Genomic DNA, 14362 nt, shown 5'->3' on the forward strand with positions numbered 1-14362 from the left:
TAAGGGGGAAATCTAGAATGAAGGAAGTTATGATGGAAAGCGAAGTTCTTTCCAAAGGGAAACTGGCAAAACATGCAAGCTACATCTTAAATATAAAATCCACAGTAGAAAAAAATGAAGCATTGGAAAAAATTGCCGAACAATTATTAATGGATCAAGCCACTATTATCGAAGAAAATAAAAAAGATCTTCATGCCGGCAAACAAAAAGGACTTCCAGAATCGACGCTTGATCGGATTATGTTAAATGAAACACGAATTCGTTCGATGGCAGAAGGAATTCAACAGCTGATCAAGTTGGAAGATCCAGTTGGAGAACTTCTAGAGAAGACAATAAAAGATAATGGATTGCAGATAGAAAAACGCCGTGTTCCATTGGGGGTTATTGGTATGATTTATGAGGCACGTCCAAATGTAACAATCGATGCAGCGACACTCAGCTTAAAAACTGGAAATGCGGTTATTTTACGAGGAAGCTCTTCAGCCCTTTTCTCAAACATCGTACTTGTCGAAACCATTCACCGTGCTTTAGAAAACACAAATCTTCCAAAAGAATCGGTTCAGTTGATAGAAGATACCCGTCACGAAACAGCTAAGCAATTATTCCATTTAAAAGAATATTTGGACGTCTTGATCCCTCGCGGCGGCAAAGGACTCATCGACTTGGTTGTCAGTGAAGCCTCTGTACCTGTATTGGAAACTGGAGCTGGAAATTGCCACGTCTATGTGGATGAAAGCGCAAATTATGAAATGGCGATAAAGATTCTTCTCAATGCGAAAACACAGCGCCCTTCCGTCTGCAACGCTGCGGAAAGTTTGTTGATTCACCGCAATTGGTTTTCACAGCATGGCAGAAAACTATTGGAGAGCTTGGAAGAGGCAGGTATCACCATCAAGGGTGACGAAAGTGTATGCAAGGAGTCGAAAGCGGCAATCATGGCTACCGAAGAAGATTACCGAACGGAGTTTTTAAGTATGACGCTCAGTGTGAAAATTGTTGAAAATGTCCATGAAGCAATCGATCATATTAATCAGTTTGGTACGAACCACTCCGAAACGATCATTACGGAAGATGTTTTGGCAGCAGAAACATTCCTGTCACGCGTTGACGCCGCAGCTGTCTATCATAATGCTTCCACAAGGTTTACAGATGGTTTTGAATATGGCTATGGTGCCGAAATCGGGATAAGTACACAGAAGTTGCATGCCCGTGGCCCAATGGGATTGCCTGCCTTAACATCAACAAAATATTTCATTTATGGAACCGGCCAAATCAGGGAATAGACGGCAAGCACTTTAATCAGGCTCTGCTTGGTTAGAGTGCTCTTTCAATTGCAGAATAAATTTACTGCGCAAAAGTCAGCGAACCAAGTTGCATTCCTTTGGCAGCTGATTCTTCTCTACCCATGCCTTTACCAGTTGATTAAAGAAATCCGGCTGTGCTGTCTGAATTCCGTGTCCAACTTTAGGTAAAATGATGCCTGTGCAATTTGAATTAGATGCCACAATATCCTTTGCGGATTTTCTCATAATCGCCTTCTCCTTTTCACCAACCGTAACCAAAATCTTGGTAGTCGCATTATTGAACCCTTTCGGTATTTCAAATGACATATTTTCTTCCAACACTCTAATCAGTGTGCCTAAATTTACTTGGCAACTCTCTTCATAATACCTTTCAAAATAATCCTCAGTTAAATATAACGTTTTGGCTTGCAGTCTTGAAAAAAACCTGTTTTTGATCAACGGCATTGAACATTTTATAACTGGTTTTATAAAATGTTTGGCATATGGCATTGGTCTGACTAACGCACTATTAATAATGGCCAAATCAATTAAATTAGGCTTCATGCTCAACATCTGAATAATTACTTGCGAACCTAAGGAAAAACCAATCACAATTACTTTCCTTCCATTTGCCTTTTCCTCTATTAATTGAATTACTTCTTCTGCGCTGCCTTGAATTGAAAAATCAACTTCATGATTATCCAAACCATGCTCAGGAAGGATTGGAACAATGCGCTGATAGTCGGTGAAGTGCTCGATTTGTTTATCCCACATCCAGTCACTAACCCCTCCCCCATGCAAAAATAGCATTAGAGGGGCGTTTTTATTACCATATTCTTTATAACGTAAAGCCAATTCGTTCACCTCTTTTCTCCCATCCATTGAATCAAAAGAATACTACAAGAAAAATAAGAAAACTAATACAGACCGACCATTGAGTGATTTCGTACTTCCAAAGTATTGGCTGCTTATTTATTAGTTTGATGACATACTCAGTTGCCAGTACTATGAAGAAGAAAATTCCAACTATCCCCAGATGGATCGTCCCCATTTTATGGCTCAAAAACTGTGTGGAGATGATCCCTATGAAATTAATAATTCCCCTTAAGAAAGCATATGACTTCTGGTTGACGTCTGGACCAGCTAATGCAGCAAGTCTCTTTTTCTCCAGCCGGTCTATTATTATTGCAGTGCCAATGAAGACAATGATAACGGAAATAAAAATAAATATCTTAGACGAAGACCATGGCGAACTTATTGCAACTTCATCAGAAAATGATGTAAAAGTCTGCCATTCTTCCTTTGTAAGCTCGTATTTCATTTTTGCATGAGGATCAATTAAAAGCATCTTTTGCTCAGAATCTAATTTCACATACAACTCCTCATCATTAGAAAAGTGAAAATGAAAATCCATCACGGAATATGGATTATAAATGATTTCATCCCATGGCACTGCTTTTAGTTTTGCAGTCTGTAAAATTCGAACAATTTCATCGAAGGATTCACTTTCTGTTGTCGATTCCTTTAAAGGAAAAAAATGGAGTCTAGATTTAGATTCATTTGGGGATTTGTATTTTCTAATACAATCACTTTTTCAATTGCAGTTCGTTCATCTATTTCCCCAAAGGGCGTTGCAGTTTTATGATTATCTGATGGAGCAATGGTAGTCGTCGATGATAATATGAAGAAAAACAAAAGAAAACTCATACTTACTAATACGATTCCATAGGACCAACTAGATTTCCTTTTATTTTTTTCTAGCTTTGAGTGGATGGATCTTTTCATTTTTTCATTTTGGGTAGTTGAAAGTACCGGTCGTATCATGTTTATTAATTGTTCATCAAGTTTCATGTTGATTCCCCCCTTCCAATATTTTTTTCAGCGCCTTCATTCCGCGCTCCGTACAGTTTTTAACTTTCGACTCATTTCACGGTAAAATTTGCGCTGTTCTTTTATGGAAAAACCTTCTATTTTCCGCAGCACGATCGCTTCCCGGTACTCAAATTTTAATTGTTGTAGGGCACTGTACAAAATTTTGGATTCCTCATGCTGCTCCACCCATTTCTCCGGTACATATGTTGTACCTGTACCATCATGCTCTTTAGTAAATGGTGAAAATTCGATAATTTTCTTCCGACGATAGTGGTCGTATGTGAGATTCCTTGCAATTTTCATTAACCAGGTCAGCGTGCCGGATTCATGCCTGAATGTATGGTGTTTTTTAAATGCCCGAATAAACGTTTCTTGCGTTAAATCCTCTGCTATTTCCGTTTTTCCAACCAAAAAATATATGTATTGGTAAATGCGACGACTATGTAATTCATACACTTGTTCAAAATTAAAAGACAACAAATTTCACCACCTTACTCCTATAGATGATTATGAAGGAAAAATTACTCAAAAAACATAAAAATGGCAAGAAAAAAATTGTCTATTTTGGCATATGCGATTCCTTTCAAACGTAAATGAACAATAAACCTGGGAAGGAGCATAAAATTTGAATAAAATCTTGTACTCTTTATTCCTCTTATTTATGGTGGCCGGCTGTTCTTCAGTACAACAAACGGAATCATCCAGCCAAGCCTCCAGCTATCATTTCCTCCCCCCAACGGTACACTTTAAGGTTGCGGATACAACTTACTCGACCGAACAAGGGTCTTACTGCTGGAGAGATGGAAACTCGGCGGAATGTTTAAGCCTATCCTCCCCTGCCGAGATTGTTGAATATAAAGAGCCCATAGAGGTTTCGGCAAATAAATCCATCACCCTCCTCCCCGAACGTCAACCGGCTCAACAAACGTTAAATATGACAAATACCGAAGACAACATTAGTGAGGAAATAGAAATAAATAAGGATAACCGGTTCAAGACGCCCAAAACGAAAGGTGTTTATGTTATTGAGTACTATGCAGTGTGGGAGAAAGACGACAAGGGGACAAGTGGGGATAGCTCATATGTATTTAAGATAGAAGTGAAGTAAAATTTAATCCGAAACTGTATGGAACGTGAAAGAGGTGCGATATTCGCACCTCTTTCTTTTGTCGATTTATTGTTTTGTTTCCGTATACTTAATATCGACCACTTCTTCGGTTTGATTGTTGAATGTAATATCGACGAATACACCAAACTCACTGTTGTTCTCGGCCCTTAACCAAAGCTTGAACCTTTCAACCGAAGTAACGCTCCCTACTTCCCGGCCAATATGCAAATAGTCGATGACATCGGAGGTTGGGTATTTGGCCATGACATTTTGCATGGCTAGCCTTCCCCATTTTGCGTAGGCGGGGGCAACCTCTTCCGCACTCGTTGTTTCATCATCCGGAGGCACCGTCAAAATCTTCCCAACTGCAATTGTACTTAAAACCAACAACACAGAAACAGCAAGTTTTGTTTTCAACAGACCTCAATCCTCCTTTTGCTTATTCTTTTCTAATTGAAAGAGGATATTCGGGCTTCATCTATGTATTAATTTACAATAAAAACATTCATAATCAAGCAATTTATGAGCAACCTAATTAAGTATCATCCAATTGCGAAATTTCATACTGATACTTCTTTGGAGGCATGTAAATGAACCAATTCACAACATTAAATAAAAGCTATTTGAATGGACAATGGGTTGACGGGGACTCAGGAAAAACTTTTGATATTACCAATCCCTATGATGATTCATTATTAGCCACAGTAAAAATGGCATCAAAAGAACAAGTAATACAGTCATTTGAGGATGCACAGAGAGCTCAAATAGAATGGGGAAAATCGCCTGACTTACGTAGAAGTGTTATTGAAAAAGCAATCACCTTCTTTGAACAAAATAAGGACGAAATCATAGAGCTGCTAATTGTCGAGTCGGGAAGCAGTTTCATCAAAGCAAATGTGGAATTTGGCAGCACTGTAGGTGTTTTGCAAGAAGCGCTTACGACGATCGATAAAGTGCACGAAGTGAGAACCGAACAATCGGTTATCCCGAATAAAGTGAATGAAATACATCGTTTGCCTTTAGGGGTTGTTTCATCTATTGCTCCGTTTAACTTTCCATTATATTTATCGATGCGAACAATCGCCCCTGCATTGGCATTGGGGAATTCGGTAGTTCACAAAGCCGACTTGCAAGTTAGTTTATCCTCTGGTTCATTGATTGCCAAAGCATTTGAAGAAGGTGGAATTCCGGCTGGTGTATTCCAAAGTGTCTTAACGAAAACTTCAATTATTGGGGACTTAATGGTAGAACACCCAGTAGTTCGCCTAATCAGCTTTACCGGCTCGACGGAGGTGGGACGCCACATCGGGACCGTGGCTGGAAGCTTGTTTAAACGGGTAGCTCTCGAACTCGGAGGCAATGCCCCGTTTGTTGTCCTATCGGATGCTGATTTGGATCAAGCCGTAAAGGCTGCGGTGTTCGGCAAATTTCTGCATCAAGGCCAAATATGCATGATTACAAACCGGATTATCATACATGAAGATCTATATGATCAATTTGCCGAAAAATTTGTCGAGCGTGTAAAATCCTTGCAATATGGGGACCCACGAAACCATGAAGTGATTATTGGGCCAATTATTAACAAAAAACAATTAGATTTCTCATTGCAAAATATATCCAAAGCGAAAGCGCAAGGGATTGAAGTGTTATTGGATGGAGAATTGATCGGCAACGTCCTGACACCCACTATTTTTGGCAATGTAAAAAATGATAGTGAATTGGCGCAAACAGAATTATTTGGTCCAATCGTTCCGCTCATCAAGGCATCTTCCGATGACGAAGCAATTGAATTTGCAAACCATACGATTTACGGTTTAAGTTCCGCTATTTTCGCTGGTGATCTGGATCGGGCTCGCGATTATGCACTTGAAATTGAATTTGGCATGACCCATTTAAACGACCAAACCGTCAACGATGAACCAAGGGCACCATTCGGCGGCATGCGGGATAGTGGCGTCGGACGCTTCGGTAATCCTTGGATTGTGGACGAATTTACTGTGACGAAGTGGATATCCGTTCAAACAAAACCGCGCGAATATCCATTCTAGAAGTGCTAAGGGAAATTTCGAATTTCAACTGACCTTTATCTTATGATGGAGGTCTATTTCTTTTGACTCACATCTTCGTAAAATTACTATTTTGCGAAGAAGTATTAGTTTAATAAATTATTCCCCTTTTGAATGATATTGTTCTTGAAATGTTGAAAGACATATATGTTTGAACTAATACGTCAAAAAAGTTAGAACTATATATTGTTAAACATTATTGTTAGATTTAAATTAATTGAATTACGTTTTAATACAAGACAATTTCTACTGGTGAAGAATCTAACAAATAAAAATTGCCTTGTATCTAGAATTAAGCTTCGTTTATTTCTTTCGCTAAGTTCCATTGAAATTTAAAATGATTTATGATTTCTTGCTTTACGTTATTCAATTCAATAGGAATAATCATCGAAGCCTTGTCTCCAATTGAATTAATAGATCCCCCAAGTAAAAACACCTTATTATCATCGATTATAATAAAACGATCATGATTTTTTTTACTTTGCTTAATCTCAACACGGCCTCGTTCTTTCTTCATTTTAGAATATACAATGCCAGCATCCCCCATTACTTTCTCTGTAATAAGTTGCATCTGTATATCCATATTTAACTCACCTATTAAATGATAAATAGTTTTATCGAAGTATGGATCTATGATTTGAACTTTCTTTTTCGCTTGTAATAAAATCTCTTTGACGTGATTATAGGCTTTTAAAGAATTATTAGGCTCTAAAAAAATTGGCTGCACATCTAGATCTGGGTTTAATTTTTGCCACAACTCTTCAAATTGATGAACATCAAATGATTCCCATTTAGGATTTTTATATCCTTTTTCAATAAATACTTGTTCACAAGGCGTACTTCCAATGCCAAATGATACATCAGTGAAATATATATATTCAACATGTTCAATTAGATCGAAGCCATATCGTTTCAAGTATTCATATTCGATTGTAGCTAGCACTTTTTCAGTCAAATTCATGATGCTAGTTTTACCGTAAGAATGCTTCATTAATAAATATGGTCGATCGTTTATAATGCCAAACCGAAATTTCACATAGATATTCTCAATGCTTAGTTCGTCTTCAATCACCATAAAATTCTCGCTATACAGGCGTCGCCGAGACTCTGAGCTTATTCCTTCTTTTAGCTTATATAAATTGCTGAAAATATAATGTTTATTCCGTTTATTCAAATGGCAATGAGTCATCGCTCTTGATAAATGATCTAATCGCTGGATTAATTCCCGTTTGCTGAACTGTTCAATTAAATCATCAATACCATTAAAGATTTTATTAATTTCCATTACGATTTCTTCGAATTCTTCTTGATTGATACTTTCATATTGCGTTTTCTCTACTTTTTCAAAGAATAAATCAATATTATAGGGTTTAGTTTTAAATGGGTTAAACATTACTACACGCCCTTCACAAAATCAGAATTTATTAATGACTAAAATAACATGTTAACGGAATTGCATATGTCTCTTTTAAATAAGTGTCTGTTGCTAAAATCACTTGTTTCATCGAATCCGACATTTTTGAAACGGAAACCCCTGGTTGAACAATTGAAATACTTAGATTTGTTTCAAATCCTGCTTTAACCATCTTTTTAAGTGTGAATAATGTTTCTAAACCACCTTTTTCAAACCTAGTATCATTATAATCTTTTACTCGAACCTTCTCCCTTTCAATCATCCTTTGAATAAGCTCAATCGCATTGTCGTTCCAAATAATAGACTTCTCCGTTTGCCCACAAACTTCATATAAATCCGATACACGTGCCCCAGGTTGAGCTTCACTGGAATATTTACAATGATAAAAATGAATTTCAATTTTTTTCGCTTCTTCATTTATTTTTATAGTGACTATGTCTGCTATTTCTCCAGCTCCATCGTCATCAAATACAATATCCGCTGTTAAATCTACGAGATTATGAATTGTTGCATACTGAATCGAATCTTTTTTTCTCGCTCTACCTTGTGACTCTACTTTAATATTAACACCATATATTGACCAATCTACCTTCTCCAATCGATCGCTTGGTAATTCGATATCTCTTTTAGGTGTTATTACTGTCATCAAATTCTCTTGTACTACAGCAACAGTTCCGTTCTCCTGAACAAATGATATTTCAGGAGAATTTTCATATAAATAATCCGTCATCATAATTGTTTTTTTACCTGAAACCACCTTTAATTCATCGCCCTCAATTTGTTTAAACTTATAACCAGTGGCGTGTATTTGTTGTTCAAAAATAAAAATACGTTCATTTAAAGCAATTTCAAATTGAAGAACTCCATTTACGATTGCAGGTTTTCTCAGTTCCATTTGAAAAAATTGATACTCCCGATTTTCCTTAGACAATATTATCTTCTTACTCAAAGAATTAGCTATCTCAATAGTTTCTGGTAAAATGATTTTATATGGAACCCCTACTGGAAACTCCTTTATCTCCTCCAAAGTTAAAGTGTTACTTAAAATATGATTAGTACTAATTGTGTCGTTTAAAATTTTTTCTCCAACATTTTTACACCATTTCCTCCAGAAATTTACTCTCTCTACCCATCTCATCCATACTTTCCCCTTATAAGAGCAGCCAATACTAATTTTCTGTCCATCCTTGAATCCATAACCAAATAGATTAGATTTGACAGCCCCAGATGAAGTAGCTTCGCTTATTCCAGCCTTAATGTCTGTTCCTGCAAACATTCTAAAGCTTATTCGTCCACTAGGCTGCTGTTTCAAGCCTAATGTACCTAACATTAATCTATTGATGCCATCTAAACTTCGATAAATCGTATCTCCTTTAACAGCCGATGCATCTGGAAATATTTTTTCAATCAGTTTATTCCCTTTACTAACATCAGAATCATTTAAATGAACTAAACCATTCTCTTTATCGAAATATACTACATAAAATTCGTAATCATATTGCACAATGTCTTTTTGATCTGACCAAACTACCTTATTTTCAACTTCTTCAATAAAAATATAAACATCATCTACTTCATTAATAAATACTTGTGTCCTAGTTGGGTCTAACACATTTGTCCAATTATCTATGTAAATCTTTTTGCTCCTATACCTAAACATTCGTGTACTAATTTTCATTTTTATCTGTGATAAATCTACTTCTTGCACATGACTCTTTTCAAAATTCCCTATAAAATCCTCTAAGTTTTCTTCTTCATTAATAGCATTTGCTGAATGTACATTAAGCAGTCTATTCCAATCTGAATCTTGTCGATATAATTCTTCTATTGAATCTTTTAAATCATCCATTGCCACATTTGTAACAAGTTTTGCATTCCCCAAATTTTTACTGCCAGTTCGTGCAAATCTCCCTATAAACTGAAGAGTAATAGGTAAAGATTTATATTTATCGTGTATTGCTGCAATCTTAAGTGACGGTATATCAATCCCTTCACCAAACATATCTACACAAACGACAATCTTGGCTATACCATCCTTTATCTGTTTCATAGAAAGATCACGTTCAGCTTTTGGAATACCAGCGTGCACTATTACGGGATTATAATTTGTATATTTAGAATAAATTTGATCAAATAGCTCATTAGCTCTCTTTCTTGTTTGAACTCTAGCTAAAATTACATGTTCAAATCCTTGTTCTAAATCGGCTTCTAAAAGGTTGACGGCAATTTTAGCAATTTCTTCGTCTGATTTGTTCTCATCAAACTCTTGTATAGGATAAAAATCAATAGATTTAAAATAACCTGCTCTTTGTGCTAGTCCTAATCCATAGTTGAAAATTATCTTACCATCAATCTTTTTCCCATCATTTCTAAATGGTGTAGCAGTGAATTGAAGAATTTTCTTTTCTTTAAAATATTCCCTAACAATGGCCCACTCAGGAGCCACAATATGATGTGCCTCATCAAAAATTACAACATCAATTTTTTTAATTAATTTTTCTAGAATGGTTGACGGCAATTTATTAATCATTTTAGGCGTAGATACAATAATATTTGCCTCAAATATTGCACTAATCAACTCATCTTCTTTATCCTCTTTTACTTTTGACTTATATAAAAAAGTTGTTGGCGATATAACATTATCATCAATCATTCCTAGCTTACCTAAAATTCCAAATTTACTTGCCCCTTCAAATATCTGTTCTCGCAAAAGATTTGAAGGAACAATAATTAAAGTTGATTTAATTCGCTCTGAAATAATAGTGGTATACATAGTTTCAGTTTTACCTGTACCAGTTGGTAAAACAATAGTAGCTGGTGCGTCTGAAGTAGCCCAATGTGCTCTTATTGCTGATAAAGCTCCAAATTGCGGTAAACGCAAACCCTTTTCATCTTTAGTTCGTTCAACTTTTTCAGAATAAAAGTCTCTCCAACTGTGAATAATCTCTTGTAGTTGAAATTTTTCACCATTATTATCAACGGTAAAACTTAATTTATTTCCATTACCAATTATTGATATCTTTCTTGAATACATTGGGGTACACCTCCGTTAAAGTTATTACATATTTTAACATTTTATAAATGTAATAGTGAATGTTTATTTGGAAACAAGTAATTAATATTCTGAATATTCAATATATTAATTGCTTGTTTCCAAATAATTTATACAAATAAAAAAAGACACTAGGTGCGACCTAAGCATCTCAAAGGTTTTGATAATCAAAATTGAAATCTATAATTAGAATAATCATTTTATTAATTATAAAAATAAATGTTTATGTCCAATGGTGATGATGCTTCTATGAAAGCTAAAAATACAGGAAATGTTACTACAGCAAGCCTTAAGCTATTTCATTAAACTGGCAAATAAACTGTTGGAGCCTTTTTCTTCACAATTCTATAATTAATTAAAATATTATCAAAAAAAATCACCTCATCCTGTATATAAAAAGGTGGGTGATTTTTATCAATATCTATATTTCAATATTATATTTTTATAGTTCTGTTTTTTTGCTATTCAAAGATAAAAATTCAACTATCTCTAATTTGTAACAAAATTTAATACATATTGATGTCAACATCAGCGAAATCCCTTAAAGCATATTAGAATAAAAGTAATCCCGCTATTAAACCAAACAATCCTATATAAAATAAGTAACCAACTGCATCTGCTGGTTCAGTTATCATTAATAGTATTGCCAATCTCTCTTTATTTGTTTCTGCATTAAAAATACTCAAAACTATACTTACAAGTGTAAAACTCATTAAAATAACACTTATAAGAATAATTAATATTTTCAAGTTTAATCATTCCTTTATTATTTTTATATAGTTAGATTCATTCTAGAAAAAACGTTGGGCATTATAGTAAATAACTTCTTTCCAACTCTTATTTCCAGATGTGGTATTGAAATAATTCACTATGTTTTTTAATAAGGTATATTGACCATAAATCACATAATTAGCAACTTTTAATTCACTTTTTGAAAGGTATTTCTTTTTTTTCGCTAGTTTAACCCGAAATATGCTTTAGGCCTCTACTAGAAACTCCAATCCCCCCCATTACAGCTCCTGCTGCATCAATCGGTTTCTCCCCAGCAGCTGTCATTGATTTGAGGCATTGTAACTAAAGTTAATAGTAGTCGTATTACCATTCTGTTCAGTCGTTTTAGATTTCCGGTTTCCTACTGCATCATATGTGTAAGAAAAAGTTAAGCCGTTATCGTATTGCTCTTTTAGTAACTGGTTTAATGTATCATACGTGTAAGTAACCGTACTTATTAAAGAATGCAAATTAGTTGAAATATTTTCATTCTTCAATTTTACAATTTTACTTTTCTCCTAGAAATAAACAGTTTTTTTTACAAAAGAAAAAAACCAGGCAACTCTACCTGATTTTTTCACTTTCTATTTAGACTTTGCTTTATTAGTTAGTATTAAATACGGTGTTAATGTTTGTTGAATCCTCGTCCCCTTTGAAAGTGTTTTATTTTTACTACTCTTTCAATTCGATTGGTATTACGAAATCTGGTAACGAGTTAGCAATATCTTGATATGAATTAAAGAAAGAACTGTTGGAATAAACCTCTAACATAAGACCAGATTGAGTAAAACTGAATACAGTCGTTTCTCCAGCGAAATTAACATTTACAGGGATAAGATCAAATACACCTCTTTGACCTATCATCTTATCAACTGTAAAGCAGTTCTTCTTAATAGACCAAAAAACTAAATCTTCCATACTGCTAATTAAGTTTATAAATGGAAAAATAACTGAAAATGATTCACTATCTAAAATTTCGAGAATAGCAACTTTTGAACCATTATATTCTCCAATATATTTAAACTTTAAAGTATTTGTATTACAAGTGAGTTCAAAATCACTAGTAAAACTATCTGTAATTTGAAGACAAAAATATATTGGGAATGCACTGATATTTTGCATCCAAATTTGAATAGTCTCCGTGTCTATATCTGTCTCTGGAAAATTAAATTCAAATACAGAACTTACGCTTCCAATCATCCTAAACCGAAGAAATTCTTCATATTGCATCTGAGAAATCTCGCTAATTTCAATTTTCATTAGATTTAAAACTCCTATTTTTTATTAGAACCAAACCCATTTATAATTATCATTTTTAAATTTATAACCTAAATAATATGCAGAATTCCATCTGTAAACATAATGCATTTTGCTATAATTAATATGATAATGGAAACTTTTTACGTTACCGACTTTTTTATAAGCTATCGGTCCGTAATCAAATGAATATAATCTACCCTTCCCCTTTTTTATGATTTTAAAAATCACTTCACCATCAAAAAATTTAACCTCATAATTTTTTAAATACTTATTTATTAAGGGTTGGATTCTTTTCTTTAATAGTGGTTTTACTGTTTTACTTAATATTTTTGGACCATACTTTTTTGCAAACCAAACCAATATAGGTGTAATAACACTCTGAATAAACACTAGTATAGGATGCTCCCCATCTGGGTCTATATTCATCACTGGATTATTATTTGCATAGTTGTATCCATTCATTGAAATGGGGTTCATTGTATCTCCACGCACAGGGTCTAAGGATAAAAATACACCTGTATTCGGATTATAATAACGTGCCATTAAGTAGTACAGCTTTGTATCTTCATCATATCGATAACCTGCATAGCGATATGGATTGATAGCGGCCATTGAGCCACTTTGACTCAATATATTCCCCCATGCGTCGTATGCGTACTCGGCTACGACTTGCCCACTTTCATCAGATAATGCCAATACATCCCCACGGTAATTTGTTAAATAATAATAAGAGGCTCCTTGATATGTCATTGTTAACGGACGTCCATTATCGTCATAAGTGTATTTTTTTGTAATCTCACCGCCTGCATTTTCCTCGAAAAGCACTTGGTTAGTCAGTCCGTTGTAACGGTAATACGTTTCTCCGCTGCTGTCTTTACTATATACACGACGACCATTTTCATCATAACGGTAAGTTGCAACTGTCGAACCCGCTTGTGATTTCACCTCTGTTAATTGGTCAAAGGCATTCCATATATATTGGAAAGCTCCATCATTTGTCACATTGCCATTCGCACTTACGTTATACGTTTTCTCACCAGCAGCTGTCATTTGATTATCATCATTGTAACTATAGCTTATTGTAGTAGTTTTACCATTCTGCTCCGTTGTTTTGGATGTGCGGTTTCCAACCGTATCATACGTGTAAGAAATGGTTAAGCCATTATCGTATTGCTCTTTTACTAGCTGATTTAATGCATCATACGTATAAGTTACAGTATCATCGTTATTTGTCACTTGTGTAATCTGCTGATTCTTGTCATATTCATACGAATTAGTACGCCAAGTTGCTGCACTATTTGTTTTAATAGTTTCTGTTTCTAGCAAATTCCCATTGTATGTGTTGGAAATGGCTGCGCCATTTCCAAAAGTAGTACTCTCTAATAAGCCATTTTTATTCCATATAAAGTCTGCTAATGGTTGCCCATTGATTGTAAGGGCAGTTGTTTGACCGTTCGCATCTGTTACATATCCAATAGTATTTGTGCTGTTGTATTTTGCAAGAGAAAAGTGCAGAGAATTGCAACGAAAAATACA

The 14362-nt window shown here is 34.9% G+C and carries 13 protein-coding genes; 3 read left to right on the top strand and 10 right to left on the bottom strand.

What is annotated here, in order from left to right; all coding sequences use genetic code 11:
• The first annotated feature begins 32 nt into the window (after positions 1–32).
• On the top strand, positions 33–1283 hold the full coding sequence (locus CD33_RS02820; RefSeq protein WP_036198008.1) for a glutamate-5-semialdehyde dehydrogenase: 1251 nt from the start codon (positions 33–35) through the stop codon (positions 1281–1283).
• A 75-nt stretch (positions 1284–1358) separates the two neighbouring features.
• On the opposite strand, the gene CD33_RS02825 is transcribed toward CD33_RS02820, so the two are convergent.
• The 4 genes from CD33_RS02825 to CD33_RS02840 all read right to left on the bottom strand — a co-directional run bounded on the left by CD33_RS02825 (position 1359) and on the right by CD33_RS02840 (position 3632).
• On the bottom strand, positions 1359–2138 hold the full coding sequence (locus tag CD33_RS02825; RefSeq protein WP_036197977.1) for an alpha/beta fold hydrolase: 780 nt from the start codon (positions 2136–2138) through the stop codon (positions 1359–1361).
• A 31-nt stretch (positions 2139–2169) separates the two neighbouring features.
• Entirely contained in the window at positions 2170–2655 is a 486-nt protein-coding gene (locus CD33_RS02830; protein WP_036197979.1) for a hypothetical protein, read from the bottom strand.
• Positions 2656–2807: 152 nt separating this feature from the next.
• Positions 2808–3134, bottom strand: a complete 327-nt coding sequence (locus CD33_RS02835) for a hypothetical protein (RefSeq protein ID WP_036197981.1) — start codon at positions 3132–3134, stop codon at positions 2808–2810.
• 36 nt (positions 3135–3170) lie between these two features.
• Positions 3171–3632, bottom strand: a complete 462-nt coding sequence (locus CD33_RS02840; RefSeq protein WP_052129925.1) for an RNA polymerase sigma factor — start codon at positions 3630–3632, stop codon at positions 3171–3173.
• A gap of 148 nt (positions 3633–3780) precedes the next feature.
• Between CD33_RS02840 and CD33_RS02845 the strand changes: the two genes are divergently transcribed.
• Complete coding sequence (locus CD33_RS02845; protein ID WP_036197983.1) at positions 3781–4263, top strand: hypothetical protein; 483 nt, start codon at positions 3781–3783, stop codon at positions 4261–4263.
• Positions 4264–4329: 66 nt separating this feature from the next.
• Here CD33_RS02845 and CD33_RS02850 read toward each other — a convergent pair whose 3' ends face one another.
• Positions 4330–4680 (bottom strand): DUF3889 domain-containing protein, encoded by a 351-nt coding sequence (locus CD33_RS02850; RefSeq protein WP_036197985.1) that lies wholly within the window; start codon positions 4678–4680, stop codon positions 4330–4332.
• A 173-nt stretch (positions 4681–4853) separates the two neighbouring features.
• Here CD33_RS02850 and CD33_RS02855 point away from each other — a divergent pair, with 173 nt between their 5' ends.
• Positions 4854–6311 carry an aldehyde dehydrogenase family protein gene (locus CD33_RS02855; RefSeq protein WP_036197987.1) on the top strand — a complete coding sequence of 486 codons (1458 nt, stop codon included), beginning with the start codon at positions 4854–4856 and terminating at the stop codon, positions 6309–6311.
• A gap of 310 nt (positions 6312–6621) precedes the next feature.
• On the opposite strand, the gene CD33_RS02860 is transcribed toward CD33_RS02855, so the two are convergent.
• The 5 genes from CD33_RS02860 to CD33_RS02880 all read right to left on the bottom strand — a co-directional run.
• Entirely contained in the window at positions 6622–7722 is a 1101-nt protein-coding gene (locus CD33_RS02860; RefSeq protein ID WP_036197989.1) for a phospholipase D-like domain-containing protein, read from the bottom strand.
• Positions 7723–7753: 31 nt separating this feature from the next.
• Positions 7754–10777 carry a DEAD/DEAH box helicase gene (locus tag CD33_RS02865; RefSeq protein ID WP_036197991.1) on the bottom strand — a complete coding sequence of 1008 codons (3024 nt, stop codon included), beginning with the start codon at positions 10775–10777 and terminating at the stop codon, positions 7754–7756.
• A 569-nt stretch (positions 10778–11346) separates the two neighbouring features.
• Entirely contained in the window at positions 11347–11544 is a 198-nt protein-coding gene (locus tag CD33_RS02870) for a hypothetical protein (RefSeq protein WP_036197993.1), read from the bottom strand.
• A 694-nt stretch (positions 11545–12238) separates the two neighbouring features.
• Positions 12239–12826, bottom strand: coding sequence for a hypothetical protein (locus tag CD33_RS02875; protein WP_036197995.1), 588 nt, complete (start codon positions 12824–12826; stop codon positions 12239–12241).
• Positions 12827–12850: 24 nt separating this feature from the next.
• Positions 12851–14362 (bottom strand): RHS repeat domain-containing protein (locus CD33_RS02880; RefSeq protein WP_140422981.1); only part of this gene is annotated, 1512 nt, incomplete at its 5' end.

The organism is Ureibacillus sinduriensis BLB-1 = JCM 15800, from assembly GCF_000772955.1.
GTDB classification, from domain to species: Bacteria; Bacillota; Bacilli; order Bacillales_A; family Planococcaceae; genus Ureibacillus; species Ureibacillus sinduriensis.